Genomic DNA, 23780 nt, shown 5'->3' with positions numbered 1-23780 from the left:
TCCATAAGTAGTTCATCACTTACTTTACGAACTCGACCGCCCTCACTACGAAAAGTGCTGATCTTTTTCTTTAATACTTCTAAATCCATAACATACCTCCATGTATTGTTGTGATATCAATTTACTAAATTTAATTTACTTTTAAAATGTGGGGAGGTTTGTTGATGTACTAAATAATTATCAGGGGCTGACTTTGTTTTTAGAAGATGCGGAAGTGCCTATAGATAATAATGCTCAAGAAAGACTTTTAAGAAGTCATGTTGTTGGAAGAAAGACCTGGTACGGTACTCATTCTGAACGAGGAGCCAAGACAGCTGCCATTTTATTTTCATTAGTGGAGAGCTGTAAATTAAATCAAGTCAATCCTCGAGAGTATTTTGAGCAACTAACCAAAGATTTACTTCAAGGTAAAAAGGCTTACACACCTGATGACTTTAAGAAGCTAAGTATTCCAGGGCCTGAAGGGCCTGTTTAAAAATGTCTGGTTCAAGCTTAAAAAGCTCATGAACTTTGAATTTTCCTTGATCACACCAAAGATCTAAACAAAGCTTTACCAATAAATAATCTGTAGAAGAAAATCCCCTGGCTTCTTTTAAAAGCTCGTCAGCAGAGACCCAACACTTCATATGAAAACCTCCTACAGTTATGGACTGAAGTCAGGCTAACAATTTTTACCAAATACCAAAGTGTGGGGAGGTTTGTTGGTTTACATTGCAATGGCAGCGATTCATACCATTTGAATCCATGGACTTTAATTCGGCTCAATTCCTTAAAAACTTGAGGGTGTAAGCATAAGTACTTGCTACGCCTTCAATTTCTGAAATTAATCTTTGGTAAAAGTGGCTTGAAAATTCTCTTGGATCTGATTGTAGGTGGCCGCCATTTCAACATGAGCTTTAGAGATATCCATCTTACCAAGACATTCAAAATCAAAATTCTGCTCGCCGGGCTCCAAAATTCCGGAGTCCCCAGCGCAGATTGATTTTCCGGTATCATCCGTAATGGAAACGTTGTAAGATATCTCGCCGTTACTGCCATTGGCAGGAACCAGCATGCCTTGTATTCTGAACACAGCAAAATTTCCAATTTCGTTTTCTGAAGGGAAGATGAGTGCCAGGTTGGAGTAGAGGTTCGGTTTTTTTGTATATTTGTATTGAAAGAAATCAATAAGCCCTGAATCACTCGGAGACTTCAACGACTCTGAATTCATAATTTGCGAGCAATTCTGAAAAAATACAAGGGCGACGAGCGTGCCTAGAATGACGGAAATTACTCCTAGGGTATGTTTAGTTTGTTTGTTCATAAGTTGTCCTCTTCCCTATCAAGGGGCTTGCAAGTAAGAAGAAATTTGATCGATCTGAGACTTAGTCAAAGAAGAAGCCAGATAGGTCATAGCTGGAATGGCCACTCCTTGAACAGGGCTATTGATCGCAGCATCAATGGCCGTGCTGGATGAGGGGTATCGACTCAGAAAGCTAGATTTGTTGGTATGGCAGCTGATACAGTAAGTAGTGAAAAGTTGCCCGCCTGCCAATACGTCAGGGTTCCCACCTCCTCCTCCACCTGGATTGTCAGATCCTCCACCAGAAGAGGAATCGGGAGTTTTGAGACCATCGAGTTTTACAATGTTCAAAGGACCATAGTTAAGAATCATTCCAGAACCTGAGGCGGAACTGACCGTGAACCTCAACGAAACACTTCCTTCCTTAAGGCAGCGTAATAGAAAGTTTTCCGGAATAAATGGGTCTCTAAGGACTTTGCAATCACGAGAACTGAGAGTGCCAGGAACGACCTCAGCAAAGACACTAGGTTTGGCTGAAAAATCAATTCCGCTAACACGCAATGGAATATTAAGTCCTGCAATCCAGTTTGAACTTTTCAAGAGCGAAACAATACCCCTGAAATCTTCGGCCAAAGAGATTGATACTGTCATAAAGAAAAAGAGCGAGCTCCAGAACCATAGGGCGAATCCCTTAGATTTAAGACTTGTCGTTTCAATTTTCATATTAAAGCACCTGCCATTGAGAAGAAATGCAATAGCTATAAATAGCAGAGCGCCATTCTTCCTTTGTTGGACGCTCTTCTTGGAATAAGACTCTCAGTGCGTCTAAAACAGACCGCGGAGGCAATGGTCGCTCGCGATAGAATAATTTATGCAGACTCAAAAGATTGGCATCGTTTGGCTCAGGTAGGTTAGAGTCGCTGGATCCGTATTTAATTTTTCCAAGAGCATAGTTCAATTCAGATGTTGTATCCCCAGAGGTTCCAACTAAAGCAGCGCAGGCCTGAATTAACCATCCCTGACGGACTGCTTGGGCTGGGGCGACAAGGGGCTTGATGGATCGGTTGATGTTGCAAACCAGGTTGGGGTCTTTGTCCAAATAGGCTGTTCCTCTTTTGTACTTATAATGAGCATATTCAGAACAAGGACCTCCGAACTCATCTGGCTTCGAGTAAACCATTTCTGTCAGTTTAGTTTTCGCAGAAGGACCGAAAACATCTTCTAGAACTCCCGCGACGTAGTTCCTATCGGAAAGTTGTAAATCAAAGGTCGTCGACAATTTTTTAGTCTGGATGGAGTGTTCTTCTACCTGTTTCTCCATTGTCGACATCATTTCATAAGGAGAAGTCTCGAACCCCTGAGAACAATTCTGAAACAAGGCTCCTAGTCCCCAGAAGGCAACAAAGGCAATCAAAACTCGAAAAATTGATTTGGGTAAAGCAGCTCTAAACATTTTCGCCCCCAGAAGTTTTTGGAGTCCATTTTCCATTGGCAGCAGGCCTAACCAGCGAATACCCATTGGCAACAATCTCCGCCGAGTTAGTCATGCCAGTGATGGTCCTAGCAATGTCATTGACCTTAATTGGTCTCCTTGTTCCATCTTCGAAGGTCCAATCAGCTGCAAGGCCCCATGTCCCAGGAGAACCACTGAATCCGTTTTTTTGGATATTCCCAATATAGGAAACCTCATCAAACATTCCCGAAATAATAGTGCTGTTCCCGCCCCTAACTCCATGATCAGATCCGGAACCATCCACTCTTGGATTGCGATTAAACTCAGAAGAAATATGCAAAACAGTTTTATCAAATAGCTGCTGAGACTTAAGCGATGAAACAAGTTCTGTGAGGGATCCCAGGAGGGCACGATAGTACAGGGTGGTTGCAACGATACTGGTCACTGCTCCCACACCATGTTGATCTGCAATGATGGGGACACTGAGTCCGGTTCTAACTAAGGCTTTATCCAAGACATTTGTTCCTGCGGCCAAATCCACACAGGAGCTCATCCCTGTCGTTAAAAGAAATTCCGTTAAAGCAAATTGGCGAGACATCTGAGCGTGTGTGCTATCACTTTGAATCATGTCCCTAGCGTCGGAATGATCCATTAGGTTTGAATCTTGAATTCTAAACCGCAAGCGTAAATCTCCAGAAACACAAGGAATAATTTTGTCGTACACTCCAGGCAACTCTCCCTTTGAAGGTCGGATTCCCCTATTTACAATGTCGGTGTATTTGTTCAATAGACCGGGCCAAAGCGCGGCCAGGGAATCAATATTCAATCTAATCAACTGATCTGCCGAATCGAGCGCATTTCGAAGGGTTGAGCCCGGCATCTTATTTATCTTTGCGTACCTGTCGATACGATCCAAAAACTGAGTCACCACCGGCTTAGCTAATTCCTGTCTAAAAGGAATTGAGTTGGGCATATTTCTAAAGGGGGCAATGATAGCATCAATGGGATTCCCACTGGGATTGGCCGGTGTTGATCCCAGACCCTTTGCCGATTTGAATGCTGCTCCGGAAGGAAGAGTGGTCACAACGGCGGCGATGGGGCTTCCCATTTGGTCGGCGACAACGCCATGAAGTGAGTGGCCACCGGAAATCGGGGCCACTTGACGAGCGTTTGAAACAGGATGGCTGTTAATTTCCATATCTATCCCTCGAACAAAAAGGGCATGGGGCAAAATCGATGTGAAGTCTAAACCCGTCGGACTCATTCCCCAAACTGGGGGAAGAAAAAGGGATTTCCCCGATCCATAGTTGTAAGTAAAAGTTCGGTTTTGCAATTGGATCGTCTGACCAGAAATTTCAAAGGAGTTGCCAAATCCTCCACTAACGTAGTTGCTTGGACTTGAACCCATCGGTGTTGGCGGCATGTCAAACATCCAACGCGGCGGAGCCCCATATAGGTTCACAAAAACATAACGGAAACCCTTTTCATTTAATTTCAATTTTTGAGCCTCGGTTGCCAAAGCTCTTGAATAGATGGCCCCCATCAGTGAAGCAATTGTACCCTGTGAGAGTCCTATAGCGCCCAGTGATTGAATAGAACGCATCATAAAGTCACGTCGATTAGTCGTTGGCTTCATTGGGCATCTCCCTCTGTCTTATAGTTGCGACTTTGAAAGGTTTCGGACTTAAATATACTTTCGATAACCTTGCGTAGGCTTTTGTCCTCTTTCAATTGAAAGCCTAACTTCTTTACGAATTCCAAATGTTCCCGTTCCAATTCGTTGGCAGGTTCTGCCTCTAGAACAACATCGACTCCAGTAAAGTAACTGTAATATCTCTTAGCAGCGCAGGAGTAGAAGTCATCTTGGCTTGCCAAGGCATTACCCACTTCGGCAAAATTAGTGATCGGAAGATCAACAAGGGTTCCCGAGCGCGTGCGAAAATGGAGGCGACCCCTTGGCTCTTGCAGAGCAAAAGGGGCTCCGGCATCAGTACTTATGGGAAGTTGAAAACGCGTAAGAACTTGGGCACCTTTGGGCTCACGTGCAGGGTCTGGAGGACTTAGAATTTTGAAGTTTCCTGGAAGGGCACTGGACGTGGCCCAAATAAAATTCCTTTGAATCAGAGCCAATTCGTCCATGGTTGCATGGCATTGCATACAGCTTTTGCTTTGCTGAAATGGGAAGTTGGAATTAGGAACCACATCGACGTCGCTTGCATTCAAAACTGGCAATTGGTAGCACAAGAAGTCCTGAAAGACCCTCGAGGCAAATCGACGGTCAATGATGGTATAGTCCCTGGGAATATCATTTCGGACTAAGTTGGTATTCTTAAGACCATACATAACACTTCCCAAAACTCCACCGCCAAAGTGTCGATGAAGATCCACATTGAGGTTAGGCCCCTGGGTGGGATCGCGCAAAAGAGTGTTAGTGGGTGTATGTCCGACCGAGGGAATCACCAAGCGCCCAATCCTTAGTGGGGTCTGATCAGAAATTCCTATCATTTCTCCAAATTGTGAGAGCTGTGGATCTGGAATATCGAGAAAGGAATAATTGGCTCCATCGTCTGCAGCGAGTTTTATATCGTTCATAAATGCGACACGAAAGAGGAGATTCCGATTATCAACACCGGTGATTCTGCTATCATAAGAAAAAAATGAACGAGCCTGAAAATGCGTCAATGAAACATCTTCACTGTCGCGACGACGGACTGACTTCAAGCCATTTCCGTACTTCAATACGGAATCGGCAGTCTCCCCGGTCTTAAAAAGAGCCCGTGTCCAATACAAGCCCGGCTCATCCAGATCCGAAACCAATTTATTTTCAGAAACCGCCTCTAAAAGGATAATGGATTGGGACGTAAACCATGAGTTGTGTACCATTTGCATAGTCGTAAGGATATCTCTGGCCACATTGTCCCTGGGGTTTGCAAGGACTCCATTTGCACCCAGATTAGCCCTGTTTAGTAATAAAGAGCAGGCAGATTCGGCATCGCTATAGGACCCAGAACGAAGAGCAATGAGGGTTTCATCGTTACTCATCACCGGTTTGCGGACGAGCTTGGCATAGCATCGGGCGAAGATTTCAGCGGGACTCAGTTGGTCCTTAGGATTGTTGATTGTCATAGAGTGCTGGGAATAGCCTACAGCCCCCAGCACCAAGGCTTTGGCAACAATTGAAAATAGTTTGGACTTCATCATTCCCCCCAGAACGAATTACTGTTCTAATTGTAGAACTATTTTCGAGACATATTCCATAATAATTCGAGTTTCAGGGCTTTTTGATCTTATTGACGAAATTAAAGGCATTTAAATCTTTGGACCTGTTCCATAATAAGACGGGGTTGAACCATGGTCTATTCGGGACAGGTGTCACCTGCCAAGGGCAATTGATTGATCCCAGCGGTAATCCTGTCGTTGCCAGTAGCGTTCAGTTTAAAGTGCAGATTCGTAGTTCTTGCAGCGAAGAATGTCTGCTCTACGAAGAGCTTCAGACCAAGAACCTGTCTGAAACAAGCGGAATGTTTTCTTTGAGCCTTTTTGATGGTTCTGGATCCCGCGTGGATTCCAGCGGCTACACTCTTGAGCAAATCTTTGCTAACAAGGAAAGCTATATTTTTGGCGGCGGGCAATGCGCGAGTGGTAGCTCGTGGACTCCCAATTCTTCGGATGGTCGTCGCATTCAGCTTTCCTTCAATGATGGAACCTTTGCCTCAGGAACCTGGGAAGCCGCTCCGGCGCTCCCGATCAACTATGTCCCTATGGCCGTCGAGGTACTTCAAGTTGGTGGCTACAAGGCAAACCTAATCCTCAAGCTTGCCGACGGCGTATCGACAACGGGAACAGAACTCAATAATGCTCGCAGCAGGTCTTCCCAATGTGGGGACGGCGGGCACCTATACAAAAGTGACTACGGATAGCAAGGGCCGCGTGACAAGTGGAACTACCCTGGCTGAGAGCGATATCCCAACTCTTTCGACCGCGGGCAAGGTCAGTGGCGGTGCCCTTAACCCCCTGTTAACGCTGGGGACCATCGGTGGAAGTACTTCGATCAATTCAACGGGAAATCTGGTGACCACTGGAACAGGACAAGGAGCTGTTGTCGGAGCTACCAATCTTCGTATTTTTAATGGCGCTAATTATGTCGAACTCGCGGCCCCCGCACTGGGTGGCTATTATCAAGTCTCTATGAACTATTCCTACCTTCAGCAAAGGGTTAAAGTGAACGAATTAATCAACCAGCTTTGGAATAAAATTAGCCTTGAAAAAGTACGCCATCTTCGGTGGTTAGCGGTACAAACACAAGCTGGACTAATATATGGTTAACGGTGGCGGGCTGCGGTTTTAATCATCGAGAAGTTCAACAAACCAAGATCATAAACTCAAGCACAATAAATTGGTCCCCGGGACTGGACTTGAACCAGCACGCCCTTTCGAGCGCTACCACCTCAAGCTAGTGCGTGTACCAGTTTTTAGTATGGATATATTGAGGAGTCTAAAAAAGACAACTAAATGATTGAAATCACGCGAAATTTAATTAGGGTGTGACTTACCTAAACAAGTTTTATCGAGTTTTGAGTGTTAGGTAAACAAAGGGGGAAAAGAAAGTTGGATTTTGATTTAAACCGTTTTAAGCAGGGTACGAGTGGTATTTTAATAAATGTATTTACATTGTTGTAACAATGAATTAGGATGGATTCTGTGGATTTTGAATGGGACGACCTAAAGGCCGATAGCAATTACAAGAAGCACGGGGTTCGCTTTACTGAGGCGGCTACGGTGTGGAGTGATGATTCAGCCGTCGAGATGACGGACCCTGATCATAGTGAAAAGGAAGAGCGCTGGATTCGTTTAGGGCTATCGCAAAATATACGAGTTCTGGTTGTCGTCTACGTTGAAAAAGTCGAAGGCGAAAGAGTCAGGATTATTTCGGCCAGAAAAGCCAAACCACGGGAAATTGAACAATATAATTCGAGGTGATTTATGAGAGATGAATATGATTTTTCAAAAGCAAAGAAAGCAAAAAAATCTAAAGATTTAAAAGTCATTAAGACATTCCGGTTGGATCCGGAAATATTGAATTGGCTTGAGGTCGAGGGCGAAAAGCAAGGGATGGGTTATCAAACATTCTTGAACTGGTTTCTTCGTAAGTCTATGGATACTCATGACTCTGTTGAAGAGCGTTTGGAAAAGCTGGAGCAGACGGTTTTTAGAAAGAAGGCATAACATTGAGTCGTTTAACTTATTTATAAAAGCCTAAGCAACTCGGAGTCGAGTGACCCCAGGCAGTTTGAAGATCGGAGCCAGTCCAATGAAGCGAGGGTTCTGAAGAATAAACTAGATTAAGTTTTTTTAAAATTTCCACGGGAGTTATGGTTTCATAAATCGGAATGTCTTTATATTTTTCCATATTCGCTATTGATTTAACTCTTGATTGTATTTTTATTCTTTCAGATGGATCAAATTTAAGTGTAACTCCCAGCTCAGATAACGATTTAAGTACAAAATCAGTACATGACTTAAAGCTTTGATTTGAAAAATCGGCAGCATTAGCAAGGAACATTTTTATCCGTTCCAAATCTTTTTCACCAAGGTCTTTTTTGCCATAAGCTAAGGCGAAGTGGACTTGTCCATTCGAGTCTCTATAGTAATTCCAGCGATCGGATAGCTTAGATTTAACAATACCCTTTCCTAAAATAAATTCATAAATAAAAAGTAAGTCCTGCTCCCAGCTTAAAACTCCGACATGGTCAAACGGACTATCAGAGATAGCTTGAACGATTTTTGGGGTCATTCCGCGGCGTAAAGAAAACGAAATTATATCTCCCGTTTTAAAATAGGTACCGCCATTTGAATAAGCATTACTAAATAGAATTCTATCTAAGACGTTTTGGTGAATATTTAATTTAGCTGATTGAGAAGAATCTCTATCAGAAATAGCTAGAAGTTGTTTTTTTATGTGGCTTGACGACTCAGGATTGGAAAACTCAATTGGTTCAATTGGCCGGCCTAAATAATACTTTGGAATTTGGTCCCTGAAGTTTCTAGTAAAAACTAACCATTTTTTTAAATCACTCAATAAAAATCTGGTAGTAGTCAGCTTAAATGTGGACGACAAAATGTCATCCCCAAACGCACCCACAAATGAACAGTTTCTACAATTTTTTTTAATACCTCTAATTTGTGAAATAGACATGGGGACAGGAAAAGACTCCCTATATTCTTTAGGGACATATACTTTTTGATGTTGACCATAAATTAGTCGAAGATCATTGAGCCTAGTTTCATAAGCCGTTGCACCTGGTTTATGAAGTGGGCGATCATTTGGTATGACGACTACTCCATCGTATTTACCAGATCGAACAAGCCAATCTATAATCTCTTGGTGTCCTTCGTGTATTGGGTCAAAAGTTCCAATATAAACAACTAAACTTAAATTGCGTCCAGAAATGTCTTCAATCCAAGCGGAGAAAGCATTAGTTGATAACAATAAAAGAGTAATGCCAATTAGATTTTTAAGAGATTTCATGGTGTAAAAACCTCGTAGGATTGTACATCCAAATTAGAATCAGACGTCTTCAGTTTTTGAGCTATGATTTTCTTAAATGGAGTAAGAAGTCCAACTAAGTTTTTTTTAGTCCATGATGTGAGATCTTTTTTATTGTTTCCGACCAAGATATCTGACACCACCAGTACAGCATCAAAATCAGTCTCGTGATTATTCGAGAAAAATTTTAACAAGTGGCCGACTTCGACTTCAATCAAGTCAATTCGGTCAAGAATTTGCTTTCTCAACCAATCTTTTGTTTCAACATTTGGTGTTGAAACTCTCGTGTATCGACCTACTCTATCTACGCCTGAGAGTTTACTGTTCCACGTTATTGGATGTAAGATTTTGTTTTCATCTAGCCATTCTGTCGGTTGAACTATTCGTCCGACGGGAAAATTTTCATTAACTGAACCCGCAGTGCCAGCATAAAGAATATTTTTAACTCCAAATTGGTCAAGCGCTTTTGCGATATCCAGGACTAGGTCACCATAAACATTTTGGAAAAACCAAATTCTCTGCCCGTTCTTTAGTTTAACCACCTGTACTGGCAGTGTAGAAATGTCAGAGGTTCCACCTGTTCGTTTTTTCTGTCTAAGTGCGTTCAGGCGCTGCCATGCAAGTCTAGGATTTAGCAGAAATGAACTAATTGGGAGAAGACTTTGTGTAAAAGTATTAGAAAATCCAATGACAGCTAAATCGGGAGGAGGTCCTATTTTAGTAAATAGATTAAGATATTCCGCCTTCCATGATCGGTGCTGGCCTATAAATTCTATTTTTGGTTGTACATTTAGTAGATCAAAAAAAGAGACTATATGTTCAACTCTATCGACACCATTTACTCTGGTAACAACTAATACGGCCTCACCATTTTTTATAGCAGTCCAGGTCTGATGAAAGCCCACTCGCTTCTCAATGGATTGAATATTTGTGAATCCTTCAGATTGAAGTTTTTCACGAGCTTCAAACCCGTCTCCAAGAATAATAAAAACCTTTTTTCCTTGAGAGATATTTTTTATAAATAAAGCGCCCAAATTATCTTCCACATATATGGGTAAATTTTCAATTGTATGGTCAATCTGTGCATCAAAAGATTTCTTTAGATAAAATTGCCTACAAATGTCATTTGCGCTGACAAACGATATAAAGACAAATATAAATGTTAAAATTTTCTTAATCACCAGATGCTCCACTCAATGATCTTTGCAACGGTTCGATGGATTCTGAAAAAAGTAAATTTTGATATTCAAATAAATTGATTGAACTTTTAGGGAAGCGGCTTAAGTCCCTTTTCATGGAGGCCATCATTTCAAGGACTTGCGAGTCTTTATTCTGTGACCTATCTATAAATGCATAGATTTCAATGTCTCTTTGGGAAATTTTTGTTAGCATAGCGTGGGCATTCATTTTTTGTTTTGAGTCGTATCCTGGTGTCTCTATGACTTGGAGACTACGCTCTATAATTTTCTGTCTCTGATCAAATAAGGCTTTCAGTCCCATTTTGATTCCAATGACCTCGGCTCTGCTATTAAAGACCATAAAGTCCATCGACTCATCGAGCTCGCCGTAAAGTCCTTTAGTTCTAAATCTACCATCCTTTACCAATTCAGGGTTTGATTTCGCAGCGTCACCGACGGGGCTCCCTTCAAATGGCTTTAATTGAATAATATTTCGTTCCCTTGCGTCTACTGAGAATAAAGGGTTGGATGCCCAGAGTAATGTAAGATTGTAATAAGAATCAAGTCTGTCGAGATCGCTTACAAACGGATTATTGGTTAGAAGAAACCCGCGTGTTTTCATATTGCGGGTATTCATTTCATGAACCGCATTAAAAATTTCTTGATAACTATATATTGGGCGAAGATTAATACCTTTTTTGGCTAACACCTTACGATTTGATTTTAATGTGACTGATGAATTGTTATCATACGTATCTATTCCCATCATAACTTCGGTAATTCCTAATTTGCGGTAGGCATCAATTAGTTCGATATTTACTTTTTTATGGCCTTCCACCTGACCTGACAAAAACCCATTTAATGTGTTATGACGTACAAAAAATCTAAAGCGTCCACGCAGCTCGCCATTTTCTAAAAGGTTGGCAATTTCAATAATTCGATTTGGGTTATTGTTAAAGTTACTATCTACAAAGAAAATGTCAATTTGACGTTGATCGCGATGAAGATCTGCAATTTTTTTCAAATCTTGCAACACGCGGTCACCCGTAAAGAATTGAAAAGGGGAAAGTCCTCCAGAACAGCAAATTGCGCATCCCTGGGTGCATCCTCGAGACGTTGCTAATAGATAGCTAATTTTATTTCTTTTTACTTTTCCATCTTCAAAGAGTGTCGATAGAAACTGGTCATACTCTGTAGAGATTATTTTACGATAATCAACGGGATTAGTGACTAAATCACTGAAACCTGATTTAGTCAGCGACCAAGTATAATTCAGACCGTTTAAAATAACGTCATTTGCATTTGGTCTAAGTGCAATACCTTTAAGGTCATTAAGTGCTTTAAGATCTAATTTGTCGGTTTTTAAAATTTGCAATGCTTTTGCAAGCACTCCTTTCTGTTCATCACCGGAAATCATCATATCTGATTCCCGAAACCCACTAGAGGTTGGAGCGCTTTCTGGGCCAATGCCCGCAACAACTAAAAATTTATCATTGTATGCAAGATCAAATTCTCTTCCCTCGGCAGCAAAACTATATTTGAAAACTGTTTCGCTTCGTGAGTCAGGAGCTCGCACCACCCAAGTAGATGCTAGATTTGAGTGTGTGTTTTTGAAACCAAATTCTTTCATTTCCGTACGTGTTGACGAAGCAAAAAATGCTTCTGGAGGCTCCGCCGAGATCGAAATTAGACCGCTAACATAAATACTATCATCCACTTTTTTTGAAACCTTAAATTTTAAGTTTGGATTTGGTGTATTCGCAATCGTCAGAATTTTTGGAAATTTAATAGCGTTTCCCACTATTGGAATGTTTATCGAAATGATGACCGTCCGATTTTCTCCATCGTTAATAATTACATTGTTGGCTATTTTCGATGTCTGTGAGTCAAACAAGTTTATTACGGTCAGGGTATTGTCTGAAACGGTATTTTCGGGAAGAGATTTAATAACAATTTGGGCGATTTCAACGGATTCAGGTATTGATAAGACGCCAGCAAATTGCCTTCTGATTACAATCTGGCCTTTCAATTTGGTAGTAACCGGGTTCACACTTAATTTAGAGCTTGCCGGAAGTATCGAAATTACCCTAGTCCCTGGTTTTCCACTGTAAAATGTTAAACATTCAGGCGCGGCAAACGCAGGAACGCCCAGAGCTAAACTCAATACTAACAATAGATCGAAAAATGCAATATCAATATGATTCATTTTTTGTTTCCAGGTGTCTAGTTTATGGACAGCCCGAGCCCTTTCGTCAAAATAGAACTAAGTTAAGCTAAAAATGCTGTTCACAAAAGATATTTGCAGTAAGCGTGCCTGGATTTTGGAGAAAAATTCGTGCGCACAAATATCAGAATATATTTTGGATATGCATCAAATCGAAATGTCCATAAGTGTCCTCTGATTACCTGAATCAACCGGCCCAACTATACCAATCACTAATGTACACGACCAACCGACAGTTTAAAATCATATTATGTCGGAAAGGTGGTTACGTTTATCGGAAATCAGAATCAAACCCAGATTTTTACGAACAAACTTATATTTGTGAAAAAAGAAATCAAATTATCACAAGTATTACAGCGTGAACTAAAGGGCAAAGTCTTGTCTAGGATCGCCAAAGAGATCGGCGTCAGCGTTTCCATTCTCCACGACTGGTATAGCTCATCCAGAAAGCCGTCGGCTAAAAATATGTGGCAACTAAAAAAATTAGCTGACTATTTAGGATTAAGTTTAGTGCAGATTTTATTTGATGAAAAAGTTGAGCGTCAGATAATTAGCTCTACGACATTTACAGACCGTGGGGTTCAGTATCGAGTCAACATCGAAAAAGTAAAGGGGTAAAATGAAAAACACATTTTTAATCGTAATACTTTTGTTTCCAGTGTCCGCGTTTTGTCTTTATCAAAAAAATGATAAAAACGAATGCGTTGAGTTCACAGATTCGATCGCCAAGAGTCCAGACTATAAATTGGTCGGCTGTGAAAAGTCATCAGAAACTAATGATAAGACAACTCTGAAATGTAAGGCCGAGGCCCTTGTAGTAATTTATCCAGATATTGATAAATGCAAAAAAGATGGTGGAATTATAAAAGAGAAAATTGTGAACGAAAACAAGCACGAGGAAGTCGCCTATCGGCGGCTTCAGGCCTCGCCCGAAAAGTATCAAGGTAAATTGGTGGTGATGAAATGTGAAATTATAAAATATGTTGCCGATCGAGGAGTGCTCGATGGTTATTGTGGTTCGATGGGCGATTCAACATCGGGTCCTTGTATATATACAGATAATGATTGGATATGCCTAGCTGTTCCTAAAGAAAAAAAGGACATGATCGAATATTTAATTGATGGGCTAAAACCTGGTACGTCGACAACGGTCAAACTACTTGGAAGATTAAATAATAAAAAATATTTCAATATAGAAGAGATACGATTTTGCAGTTCTTCAGAAAAGTGCGAGCCGTACGCAAAAGTTTTAAAGTAGTATTATGAAAGTTAAACCGGTTGTGGTCATAGTGCCTATAATTTTTATCTTTGTTTCCACGGCAAATGCCCAGTGGCTTTGCCGTGAAGCATCCTCTACGCGAAGGGGGCAAGTTATTACTGCATGTGGTGTTGGACAGTCACGAAACCTGGGGGAGGCCAGAATCAAGTCGAGAGAAAGTGCCATAGAAGAGTTTAAAAGGTTGTGTCAACTATCATCTGATTGTACGGCATTTGACTACACTGTCGTTCCAAAACGGACCGAGTGTGAGTTTAAAAATGGAAATCATATTTGTTTTCGGGCTTTGGATTTTGAAATTAGCGATTTAAAAAGAAAGTCGGTATCCCTGGACATTGAGGAGCTTGAGCGTGAGTTCATTCACAGCAGCAAAGAAATTCAAAATATTCAGGAACGGATAGAAAAAATAAATCAGATAAAAAAGTCAGAACAAGAATCAATTGCCAAAAAGAACGAGCTTGCAGAATTAGAAGAAAGTCTAAATCAAAAAGAAGCTAAAGCCCTGAAGCTTCAGGATTTGAATTCGAGTGAAACAATAAAGTCGGGCGGATTCCGTTATCTTCACCAGGTTTATAGAAATAGTTTTAAATTTTCATTTCATTTTTGGGATTCTAAGTTCACAGCTAACTCTGAAAACGATATTATGTGGATAGCTGCGTATGAGAAGCGACCTTTCAGCTGGTTTGGAGTTCAATTTTATGGTGGATTTGGGCGCGGTCGTTTAAGTAATCAAAAAAATAGTGATGAAGATGTGCCAACGATGGGTACATCCAATTCAACACAGAATTTTAATGGACCCGTGATGTATTCAGATATCGGTGCTGCACTTGTTATCTATTCCGGTTGGCGAGGAACCTATTTTAAACTTGATTTTGGGTTCGTGAATGGTCGTAAAGAGTATTTTGATGTGACTTATAATAATTCAGGCGTTGGTGTTCCAACCAAAACCACAAATACTTTTTCATCAAACTATTATGGTGGACATCTTGGCTTTGATACCCGTGACGATAAAAAAGGATGGGGTATCTTTTTTGAGTTAGGAGCTCGAAAACATAGAGATCAAAATAGTCCAGGATTCATGGGCGGATTGGGGATCAACTATGGGTTCTAAAAAGTATTACTATTATTTGGTCTGGAAACATCTCGAAATCCCGCTTTTTGAAAGTCAGTTTAGATTCTTAAGCGAAGACCAATGTCTACGGCATTACGAAAAAGGCATAGCGGGCGGGATATTTGATTTTAACCGCGCCGGTATCGACCAGGTTTGGTCAGAATTGGCCCTTTGGGGTTTGATTGGCCGAGTTCAGCCGGTTGAATTGGTGCGCGTCCTGTGCGCATTTGGATGTAAAATTGGTTTGGGGTATAGTCGTAGACGGCCGTTCATGATTAAAAAGTCATTTTGGCCTGTGACCTATAAGATGAAACTCCCTGAGAAATGTTGATTTTCCAAACGCTTGTCTGTTTGTAAATAAGATTAACATGAAATGATACCGTGGTTCAAACCCCCACAGCTTCCTTTTAACTTGCCACATATAGTGCTTGATCGCATTTTTATGAATATTTTTAGAATCAGTTATTCTTAGAGCAGATAGTAATTCGTCAAAGTGATCAGAAGCGTGAGGATCAAAGGCAATTTTACGTTTAAGATCTTCTTTGCCGGAAATAGCCATGTCATCAATTATTACATCTAGGTGATCAGATAGACTTGCTGGCTTAATTTCTTTATCGCCGGTTTCCTTTACGTACCGACTGGCTAATACCCGAAGTCTTTCGATAAGTCGGGATTTGCCGTTTAATACCATCACGGAGCCCGACGCATTAACGTTAAAAAGCTGATGACGTTTATTCATATGCAAAATAAAAGCAGTTTCATCGTCATAATCTGTCCAACCATTTTGCTGGCGCTTTTTTTGTTCCTCATTTCGCGAAAGTTTTGCGTAGTTTCCCAACTCTATTTTTAGATCCTCAAGGGTGTAGGAATTGAAAACATCTGGAAAATGTTTTTCGATTAAATCACGGGCATTTTTTTCCGTTATCTCGCGATTGCCATTTTGATTTATTTTAAACCACTTGGATTCAAAGTATTCCAGTTTGTTTGTAATTTCTGGAAATGCATTTATAATTTTTTGCTCTATATTTTCTTTCATTTTATACCTCATTAAGTTAAAAGGGCTCAACGGCAAATCCGTGAGCCCTTGGTTAGCGATCATTAAATTTACCCTACAGATTCTTCAGAAATATCGATGATGCCGACAAAAGCTATCAAACAAGCGTTTGCGTGCTTTGTCGGTACCTCTTCCTTAAGACCAATTATTACTTGCGTGCCTATCGGGATTTTATTCATTTTTGAATTTAAGTCCGTAGTTCCTATAATTCTGAAAATTTGATTATCATTTTCAATTAGGAATGCAGGGCTGTATGCAAGCGGTTCGGTGCCGACATATTTGCCTTCTACGAAATTTTCTTCGCCTTTAAGGTCCTGTAGCTTCAAGTATTTTTTGGTTTCGATTTCTTTATATTTAAGTGTTTTCATTTAAATTCCTTTACTTTTGATGTTGTGATTTCAATTAATTTTGCCCATGAACTTAAATTTCTTTATGGTGGGTCCATTCATTCCTCCAGGTAAAACGGGCTTGATTGCCCTTACTGGTGAATACGAAACTACCCCGAATAAAAAATGAGTTGGAATTGCCTCAATTTGATAAAAATAAATATTTTTTTGGTTTAGGACTTAAGAATGTCATATTTTTAGACGATCCATGAGTGATTCAATCACGTAGGGGGGATATTCATGGCCGGTGGAAGACCAAAAAAGAAAGTCGATTTTAAAATGCACAGTCTTTCTGACGATCTTGAAAGTGTGGAACACGTTAGCGACGAGTATTATCGAATTTTTAATCAATTGGCTGAGATTGACAGCGTTAAAAGTCCTGATGAGTATTTTCGTATTGAAGCACTTGCTGAAGAAGAATGGGATCGATCTATTAGACTAAAAAAAGTATACGCACCGGTTTATGAACAAATTAAGTCTTTGGTATTTAATGCCTCAAATGGACTTAGTAATGAAGATAGAAGTACCTTAAAACTGATGATGGAAAATTACGTTAAAGACTCGGCTGAGTTCTTTTCAGAGGCGGATTGGGTTCTTAGAGTTGCCAAAATGTATTCCAAGAGGATACTACGTGCATTTAAAAATAAGATTGATCTTGAACAAGAGTATCAAGATATTGCTCAACAAGTTTTTATGTCAATTTTAACTTCTGGTAATTACGACTATATGAAGACTAAAAGAGAAAAGAGTGGCTACGTTAAGACATTTGTTGTTGCGCGGGTCGCAGACCATAGTAGAAGATCCAAAAAAAAATAAAATGAAAGAGGTTTGCACGACGGACCGTTTGACGACACTAAAAGTATAAGTGGTCAGTCAAAGGATTCTCATGGGAAAAAGAAAGCTGGCTAGTTACGGTACCGATTTTACAGAATAAATTCTGTTATAAAAAAATAATTTATTTTTTTCTTTGGTCTGACTTCTGTCTCTAGAAATTGGTACATAGTTTTCAAAATATATCTTTCACTTTGTCTCGACTTTCTTTTGTAAGATGTAAATATTGTGATGTGACGGCCACACTGGAATGCCGAAGGTTGTCTCTGACAAAAGTTAACGGTAGGCCCTTATCTAGACACATGGTTCCGTATGTATGGCGTAGGGAATGTATAGACAATCTTGACGGTAATCCAGTTTGGCTAGTCCAATATTTAAAACGAATGTGCATATAGCTTCGGCTTGGAATTTTTGTGTTGATACTGAAAAGGTAGTCGGTTGGTTTTCGGTTGCTTAGGTGAGATTTAAAATCCTTTAGTTCAGCTAATAAATTTTGAGATTTGATTCCATAATATACGGTACCACGTTTTTTATTTTTAGAAACTTCAGGGCGAATAATAAGAAAGTCATCATGGATGTCGGACCATTTAAGATTTAACGCCTCAGATATTCTTAAACCGGTATTTGCAATCAATGAAAATAAAAAATAGTCGAAAACAATTCTGACCTCTTTTGGGTTTTTCTTACTTGAATTAATTAGCGCTAGAATTGACTTATCTTTTTCCTGTTTAATTTTCTTGAAAAATTTGACGAGTTGGGATTCGCTAAGTATCTTATCAGCTGAAATCATGGTTCCTCCCATGGAAAGAGAACATTACATGATTAAACTATATGAAGTGTTTTTTAATTAAGACACAGTAAAGACTTGCGAGGAGCGGTCAGACTAGAGATTTATTTGTTATTTTAATATCATAAGCTACATTTCAAATCGATAAAGAACAGTTGTGCAATTTTGTTCAGTATTTAAAAGTTGCATCAAAACGATATGATTTTGTCTATTTATATGTGGACTGCGCGGCAATGACATTGGCTGATCCATATTGCCATTCTAAAATTAAATGCTGGTGGTCTGTTGGAAACAGACGGATGTTTCGCTTCCTCAATAGGTTGAGTGCAATGTCCACAAAGAGGTCTGTGTATCCGGTATAAAAGGTATCGCAGTCCTTCTGAGTACCGTTGGAGATTTCAAATCGATAGGCTTTATCAAGTTTCTCAACTTTAAAAGTTAAGTTAGTATTGGTCGAGATATTTAAACAGGGAATTTCAACTGAACTTGAAGTATCCAATGCTGATACTAAAATAAAACGGTTATTTTCATTAAGGGGCAGAATATTGGAATTGTCTGTTTTGGTTTCACCATGATAACTTTTGCGTCGTCGATAGTTCCGACATTCTTTACAGCAAGCATTGAACCCATCCTTGGATTTACGATTGATACCAAAGTAACTCAGGTGCAAGGTTCGCTTGCAGGAGTTACAGATTTTTAAATTTTGTGACTGTGTATTTGGCTGCACACAAAGATTATATCAAGAGATCACTGCGAATAGACCTATCCAGCGATCTTTTTCACCACTTCTGGCTTCCAGATTTGATTGTCGTAATCGGTGCTATCCCTTAAATATCCGTTTGTAACACGGAGATCTGCATGACCAGCGGCTAACCGAATATCATTTAGTTTTAGCTGACGAGAATCATTTACCGCATTTGTAATAAAAGAGTGACGGCAATCATGGACAAAATAGTCGAGTTTATTCTTTTTCAAAAATGCTCTGAATTTACGAGTATAGTCACACGGGCACATTGGAACGATATTTTGAACCAATTCATAAGCCTGTTCTGGAGTTGAATACCAATAAGGAACCTTACGAGCCATCCGCCCCTTTGTAGGTCCAGTTAATAATTTACCTTCGCGGGTGTGTCTTAGAAGCTGTTTGTCTATTTGTAAGAATCCTTTTTTCACACATTCAACGCGTCCAATAAGACCCATAGCCTCACTTCGACGCAATCCAAAATGATAGCAAAGAAGAAATACCGATTTTAAATTGGCCGGAATCTTCTTTTGAATTAAATTAAAGTCGAACTCGTTTATAAAGCTAGGTTGCCTGCCCAATTCTTCAATAGACCACTCGTCTTTGATTTTCCTGAAGCGTGCTCGTGAAATCGGAGTAAAAACCATCATTGGAATTTCATCAGGCCGTTTCTTATGCAGAAACTTCATAAACCGATTAGCTACCCCAATGATTTGCCGTAGCGTACTGGCGCTTCTTTTCTTTGCAAGGAGAGAATTACACCATTCCGCTTGATGATGACGGTGCCAATTGACGGGATTGGGATCCTTTTTTAAAAAGTAATCCAAGAACTCACGGCGAAGATGCGAGTAGCGTTGTTTAACTATACTTTTCGTAGGGATCTCAGCATCTAACTGTTCATAAAATTCTTCCAGCAAAGATTTAGAAATAAATGCCGATTCAATTTTGAACTTATCCCGCATTCGCTTTTCACGATCTTGGTTAAAGTTAAGCCGTGTGATGAGCTTTTCAAGTTCCTCTTTAGCTAGGTGGCCGTAGATTTTACGAGGAAGTCGCTGAAATGTTTTCTTTTTGGTGGCTGCGATCCACACATTGCGCTTTATATATAAGACGCCGCCTTCATCAAGCAGCATCCAGCGGTTCTTGCGATCAGCTTGAAGCCATCTGTTGTTTAAAATTCGAATCGTTTTTTCTAATTCTGAATCATCGATCATACCGTTACCCTTTCGGTGGTTAGCGGTACAAACACAAGCTGGACTAATATATGGTTATCAGTGGTGAGATAATAAGATTGCCGTAGAGGAAGGTCAGAAGAGCTAAAAAAACAAAGATCATAAACCAATCACAATTAAAATGGTCCCCGGGACTGGACTTGAACCAGCACGCCCTTTCGAGCGCTACCACCTCAAGGTAGTGCGTCTGCCAATTTCGCCACCCGGGGATTTATTAAAAGGTGAGCCTACCAAAAAATAGGCTTTCCTGTAAATGAATTTTTATAAATAACATAGAACTTTTTTAAAGAGACCGATAAATATTTTTCACTCTGATTAAAAAACCAAACTATCTGCTTCCTTTTTAATTTCCGCTAAGGATTCTGAATTTGCTGAAGAAATACTGTTTAATTTTTCTTTCAGCACTGTTGATTTAACTTCCGGCAAATCCTTAACTTGAGTTCGGGCGTAAGCGATGGACTCATCTATTGACATGGTTGCTGATTTCTCAGCGGCTAGATAGGCTCGCTGTGGATTAACCACGCCAGAACTGATGACTTTTGTTTTTAGCCATTCTTTTATATCCACGGTAGACATCAAAATAAGTTTTATCTGCGAAGGAGTTAGTTTAGGATTGAGATCCTTGATATTAGCGGCAACCCCAACCACATAGGGTGTTGCCATGGAGGTTCCAGACATAGGTAGGAGCTGGTTATGATCCTTGCTGGGCACAGAGCTTCGTATGGCCACTCCAGGAGCCGCAATATCGACAGAGTTGATGCCAAAATTAGAAAAACTAGCAAGACTGCTGTTTCCCTTGGAGGCAGCAACAGTGATGGCATTTTCGGCTCTAACCACCGCAGGGAAAACGGGAAGCTTATCGTTATCTGAGGAATCATTTCCTGCAGCGACAACAAATAAAGTGTTTGAAGCGCTCGCCATCCATTTTTTTCCCACGGGTTCGTATTGAGCCGCCACTCTTTTTGTTTCCTCGGAAACCTGCTCTGGGGTTGGAGCCTTGACTCCCCTGACCGATAAAGCTAAGCGCGCCATGGTTTGCAAGCTCATTCCCAAACTGTAATTAGCCACATCTATTTTTCTTTCGCCAATGTAATCTGCTACTTTTTGGAAGGTTCCATTGCTGATAGCGGCAAGAACCTTATAAAAAATATCGGCAACTCCCGTTTTCTTTTTTTCTATACCCTTTGAAAACAACTGTGCGCTTTCAGAAGAGGTATCCGGAGGAGTGTCAGGAAAAACTCTGTTAGACAGAATCTTTGAATTGGGTGAAATGGCAGTTATAATTCCCGAACAATGAGTGCTATGGGCATATTGTCCATAAAAATTTAATCTAGAAATGATTGCGGCTTTCTCGTCACCTTCTAGGTCTTTTATATTTTGTTTCCAATAAAGAAGATCTTCTTCAGTCGCCGTCTCTGCTTGAATTCGGGAAAGGACTTCGAAAATTTTGAACATTTGTTCATCCACTACATTTAAATGCTCGGGGAAGAATACTTTCCTGTAATCATCTACAAAATTCCAGCCCCAGATATCATCTACCTTTCCATTGCGATCATCATCCACCAGATTTCCTGAGATCTCTGATAAATTGATCAAGACCTTATCCTTTAGCCATTCATGGGAAAAATCTGTTCCCGAATCCGTAACAGCCACCCGAGCCGCTAAGGAGAACTGGGGAATTAAGAAAGAAATGGCTACAATCAAGACTTTAGAAATAAAGTAATTATATTTATTCCCTATTAAATTAATTTTGTGATTCATTTTTTTACCTTTCATCCTTGTTTAAAATACTAAAGATCTGTCAATCCAAGAAGTTGCTTATTTAGCTCAATAAGGTTATTTTCAGAAGTCAGTGTTTTTGGCAAAAATGGGTTTAAATTTTGTATAAACAGCCATTTCAAAAGAGATTCATTTTCCAAAGCAAGGCCTGATAATTGTTTTTTATGGGTCAAATTATTTTTTAACAAGGCCTCATCCATAAGGCCCGACTGCATATAATTTTTTAGAATTGAATCTAATTTATACGTCACCGTTCGAGAAAGAGGTAACCCAATAATTCTTAAGGCAATTGATAGAACCCAGGTTCCTCCACGCATCAAAGTCGTTTCGTAGGGACGACCATAGCGAAAAATCATGGGTGCCCCAAAGTTTTTTACAGCTAAAGATTGATCTGAAATCAAAGAGTAAAGAGCGTCCTTCTGACCATTTTTAAAACAGATGGCAAAATAATCTTGAAAAAACTCAACCTCACATTTTTTTTCCAATACCAGACGGGAGTTCATTTTTCCCATGGTGACTTCACGTTGTTTTTCAACACCATAGCGAGCCGCTTTTCCCATTTTGTCAAAAGATTGCCAATCAAACTCTTTTTTCTGAATCACCGACTGAATGTAGTTTGAAAACAAATCAGACCTTTGCCCGTAAAGAATATTCAAGGCTAAATTAGTTGAAAACAATTCGTCCTCACCTGATTTTTGATTCATCACCAAAGTTTTTAAAGAGTCTTCCAGCTGCAACATCTGATATTCATACATCAAATCGAGCTGTTCAAAGGTATCGTTAACCGCGACTTCGACAATTGTTGAAATCATCTTATTCGGAATCATTTTAGATAATTTAATCAAACCTGCCGACAAAATAGAACGTACCATCTTTTCAACAGCAAATTTGTAGGGCCTCTGATAATCTACCAAAGCCACAGGGCCTTTGATGGGTAAAAAGCTCGCATCTAATACCACGTCATAGACCTTGTCGAAGTCATTCCAATTAAATCTAATTCCCTGCAAAAACGTTTCTGGTTTCTTCATAACCTGTAAAAAATAATCAGGAACAAATTCTTCAGGTTCTGATTGAAATTCATTCTCCAACTGGTTATTAAAACTAAAATGATTCCCTAAATCTAAATCTGCCAAACTAAATGATTGAGGCAATCCTAAATCAAAAAAACTTTCTTTTGATCCAGGGACCGCTTCCGGTCGGTTTTTAAATTTTAATTTACCAACCCAGCTATATCTGGCAGCGATAAGAGGATTAAAATATTTTTTGTATTGTTCATTATTTTCATTATTTGCGTCGATATTTCCATCGAGCCAATTTAAGTATTCCTTGGAAGACATTCTTCGTACGGGCACTTGACTCGCTTTTTTTCGAGTCAACAAAGACTGCAAATGAGGAAAAGACAAATCATAAATTCTGCAGGGCTTTCCGGACTCATCCAAACTCAAAGCGTACTTGGAATCAAAAAGTATTTTTTTACTTTCAACGCATTTAAATGTTTTACCATCGGCAATTTGTTTAAATGCACGAAGTCTTGATAAGGATTCAGATAAGGTCATTGTCTTTGTCATCTCAAGAATTTGAGAACTCTTTTGAGATGAAATAGCTTCCTCTGATAAAGACATCACTCTTTGTTCCAGTAGATCATCATCTGCTGTTCGTTGCGTTTCTTGTGAAGTTTGTTGAATTTCTTGGGTCTCGCTTTTTAATTTTTCAGAAGTGAGCATCGTCACCGTAAAAAGTAACGGAAACACGGATAGCCATCTAAAAATCCAAATTCTTTGGTTCTTCATTCTTCCCCCCTTGGAAGATTTAGCTCCTTTTTAAAAATAATTTTTAAAAAAAGTACAGCTAAACTCGATAAACTAAAAATCCTTTGTCTACGATGTTATCTAATTTCC

General features: G+C 39.8%; 25 protein-coding genes and 1 tRNA gene. 9 read left to right on the top strand and 17 right to left on the bottom strand.

All coding sequences use genetic code 11. The annotated features are described in order from the left end of the window. The first annotated feature begins 193 nt into the window (after nt 1-193). Complete coding sequence (locus tag J0M15_15060; protein MBN8538371.1) at nt 194-475, top strand: transposase; 282 nt, start codon at nt 194-196, stop codon at nt 473-475. On the opposite strand, the gene J0M15_15055 is transcribed toward J0M15_15060, so the two are convergent. From J0M15_15055 to J0M15_15030, 6 genes are all read right to left on the bottom strand, one after another. Beyond that, a complete protein-coding gene (locus J0M15_15055) occupies nt 435-626 on the bottom strand; it encodes a hypothetical protein (GenBank protein ID MBN8538370.1) in 192 nt (63 codons plus the stop codon). The two genes, J0M15_15060 and J0M15_15055, sit on opposite strands and share 41 nt — an antisense overlap. Nucleotides 627-823: 197 nt before the next feature. Next, nucleotides 824-1303 (bottom strand): hypothetical protein, encoded by a 480-nt coding sequence (locus J0M15_15050; protein MBN8538369.1) that lies wholly within the window; start codon nt 1301-1303, stop codon nt 824-826. An 18-nt stretch (nt 1304-1321) separates the two neighbouring features. Further along, nucleotides 1322-2005 (bottom strand): hypothetical protein, encoded by a 684-nt coding sequence (locus J0M15_15045; GenBank protein ID MBN8538368.1) that lies wholly within the window; start codon nt 2003-2005, stop codon nt 1322-1324. Between the two features lies 1 nt (nt 2006). After that, complete coding sequence (locus tag J0M15_15040; GenBank protein ID MBN8538367.1) at nt 2007-2735, bottom strand: hypothetical protein; 729 nt, start codon at nt 2733-2735, stop codon at nt 2007-2009. After that, nucleotides 2728-4371 (bottom strand): DUF1501 domain-containing protein, encoded by a 1644-nt coding sequence (locus tag J0M15_15035; GenBank protein MBN8538366.1) that lies wholly within the window; start codon nt 4369-4371, stop codon nt 2728-2730. The genes J0M15_15040 and J0M15_15035 overlap by 8 nt, the downstream gene beginning before the upstream one ends. Next, entirely contained in the window at nt 4368-5933 is a 1566-nt protein-coding gene (locus J0M15_15030) for a hypothetical protein (GenBank protein MBN8538365.1), read from the bottom strand. The genes J0M15_15035 and J0M15_15030 overlap by 4 nt, the downstream gene beginning before the upstream one ends. A gap of 83 nt (nt 5934-6016) precedes the next feature. Between J0M15_15030 and J0M15_15025 the strand changes: the two genes are divergently transcribed. The 4 genes from J0M15_15025 to J0M15_15010 all read left to right on the top strand — a co-directional run bounded on the left by J0M15_15025 (nt 6017) and on the right by J0M15_15010 (nt 7961). Beyond that, nucleotides 6017-6655 carry a hypothetical protein gene (locus tag J0M15_15025; GenBank protein ID MBN8538364.1) on the top strand — a complete coding sequence of 213 codons (639 nt, stop codon included), beginning with the start codon at nt 6017-6019 and terminating at the stop codon, nt 6653-6655. Beyond that, nucleotides 6591-7061 (top strand): hypothetical protein, encoded by a 471-nt coding sequence (locus J0M15_15020; protein ID MBN8538363.1) that lies wholly within the window; start codon nt 6591-6593, stop codon nt 7059-7061. The genes J0M15_15025 and J0M15_15020 overlap by 65 nt, the downstream gene beginning before the upstream one ends. Nucleotides 7062-7427: 366 nt before the next feature. Next, entirely contained in the window at nt 7428-7715 is a 288-nt protein-coding gene (locus J0M15_15015) for a BrnT family toxin (GenBank protein ID MBN8538362.1), read from the top strand. A 3-nt stretch (nt 7716-7718) separates the two neighbouring features. Further along, a complete protein-coding gene (locus J0M15_15010; GenBank protein MBN8538361.1) occupies nt 7719-7961 on the top strand; it encodes an antitoxin in 243 nt (80 codons plus the stop codon). Between the two features lie 16 nt (nt 7962-7977). On the opposite strand, the gene J0M15_15005 is transcribed toward J0M15_15010, so the two are convergent. From J0M15_15005 to J0M15_14995, 3 genes are read right to left on the bottom strand one after another with little or no spacing between them, the layout of a single operon-like run. Next, entirely contained in the window at nt 7978-9264 is a 1287-nt protein-coding gene (locus tag J0M15_15005; GenBank protein MBN8538360.1) for an adenylyltransferase/cytidyltransferase family protein, read from the bottom strand. Continuing rightward, the gene (locus J0M15_15000; GenBank protein MBN8538359.1) at nt 9261-10463 is read right to left on the bottom strand and encodes a hypothetical protein; all 1203 of its coding nucleotides are present in this window, start codon (nt 10461-10463) and stop codon (nt 9261-9263) included. The genes J0M15_15005 and J0M15_15000 overlap by 4 nt, the downstream gene beginning before the upstream one ends. Beyond that, entirely contained in the window at nt 10456-12666 is a 2211-nt protein-coding gene (locus J0M15_14995; GenBank protein ID MBN8538358.1) for a hypothetical protein, read from the bottom strand. The genes J0M15_15000 and J0M15_14995 overlap by 8 nt, the downstream gene beginning before the upstream one ends. A 279-nt stretch (nt 12667-12945) precedes the next feature. On the opposite strand from J0M15_14995, the gene J0M15_14990 reads away from it, so the two are divergent. The 3 genes from J0M15_14990 to J0M15_14980 are packed head-to-tail and all read left to right on the top strand — an operon-like array spanning nt 12946 to nt 15071. Then, the gene (locus tag J0M15_14990) at nt 12946-13302 is read left to right on the top strand and encodes a helix-turn-helix transcriptional regulator (protein ID MBN8538357.1); all 357 of its coding nucleotides are present in this window, start codon (nt 12946-12948) and stop codon (nt 13300-13302) included. 1 nt (nt 13303) lies between these two features. Then, entirely contained in the window at nt 13304-13942 is a 639-nt protein-coding gene (locus tag J0M15_14985) for a hypothetical protein (GenBank protein MBN8538356.1), read from the top strand. 4 nt (nt 13943-13946) lie between these two features. Continuing rightward, the gene (locus J0M15_14980) at nt 13947-15071 is read left to right on the top strand and encodes a hypothetical protein (protein MBN8538355.1); all 1125 of its coding nucleotides are present in this window, start codon (nt 13947-13949) and stop codon (nt 15069-15071) included. Nucleotides 15072-15354: 283 nt separating this feature from the next. Here J0M15_14980 and J0M15_14975 read toward each other — a convergent pair whose 3' ends face one another. Both J0M15_14975 and J0M15_14970 read right to left on the bottom strand, forming a co-directional pair. Next, the gene (locus tag J0M15_14975) at nt 15355-16107 is read right to left on the bottom strand and encodes a hypothetical protein (protein ID MBN8538354.1); all 753 of its coding nucleotides are present in this window, start codon (nt 16105-16107) and stop codon (nt 15355-15357) included. A 68-nt stretch (nt 16108-16175) separates the two neighbouring features. Next, the gene (locus tag J0M15_14970) at nt 16176-16493 is read right to left on the bottom strand and encodes a hypothetical protein (GenBank protein ID MBN8538353.1); all 318 of its coding nucleotides are present in this window, start codon (nt 16491-16493) and stop codon (nt 16176-16178) included. Nucleotides 16494-16751: 258 nt separating this feature from the next. Here J0M15_14970 and J0M15_14965 point away from each other — a divergent pair, with 258 nt between their 5' ends. Beyond that, nucleotides 16752-17327: a hypothetical protein gene (locus tag J0M15_14965; GenBank protein MBN8538352.1), complete on the top strand. Its 576-nt coding sequence runs from the start codon at nt 16752-16754 to the stop codon at nt 17325-17327. Nucleotides 17328-17517: 190 nt separating this feature from the next. On the opposite strand, the gene J0M15_14960 is transcribed toward J0M15_14965, so the two are convergent. The 6 genes from J0M15_14960 to J0M15_14935 form a co-directional block, all read right to left on the bottom strand. Continuing rightward, nucleotides 17518-18132 (bottom strand): site-specific integrase, encoded by a 615-nt coding sequence (locus tag J0M15_14960; GenBank protein MBN8538351.1) that lies wholly within the window; start codon nt 18130-18132, stop codon nt 17518-17520. 205 nt (nt 18133-18337) lie between these two features. Then, complete coding sequence (locus J0M15_14955; GenBank protein MBN8538350.1) at nt 18338-18856, bottom strand: hypothetical protein; 519 nt, start codon at nt 18854-18856, stop codon at nt 18338-18340. A gap of 35 nt (nt 18857-18891) precedes the next feature. After that, nucleotides 18892-20085 (bottom strand): hypothetical protein, encoded by a 1194-nt coding sequence (locus tag J0M15_14950; GenBank protein ID MBN8538349.1) that lies wholly within the window; start codon nt 20083-20085, stop codon nt 18892-18894. Nucleotides 20086-20225: 140 nt separating this feature from the next. Further along, nucleotides 20226-20312 (bottom strand) — tRNA-Leu (locus J0M15_14945). Nucleotides 20313-20418: 106 nt separating this feature from the next. Beyond that, nucleotides 20419-21864: a S8 family serine peptidase gene (locus tag J0M15_14940; GenBank protein ID MBN8538348.1), complete on the bottom strand. Its 1446-nt coding sequence runs from the start codon at nt 21862-21864 to the stop codon at nt 20419-20421. A gap of 29 nt (nt 21865-21893) precedes the next feature. Then, on the bottom strand, nt 21894-23672 hold the full coding sequence (locus tag J0M15_14935) for a hypothetical protein (protein MBN8538347.1): 1779 nt from the start codon (nt 23670-23672) through the stop codon (nt 21894-21896). Nucleotides 23673-23780 lie beyond the last annotated feature (108 nt).

The sequence above is a fragment of the Deltaproteobacteria bacterium genome, assembly GCA_017302835.1.
In the GTDB taxonomy this organism is placed as follows: Bacteria; Bdellovibrionota; Bdellovibrionia; order Bdellovibrionales; family Bdellovibrionaceae; genus UBA2316.
Note: the sequence above shows the minus strand (reverse complement) of the source record. Positions and strands in the feature narration are given on the sequence as shown.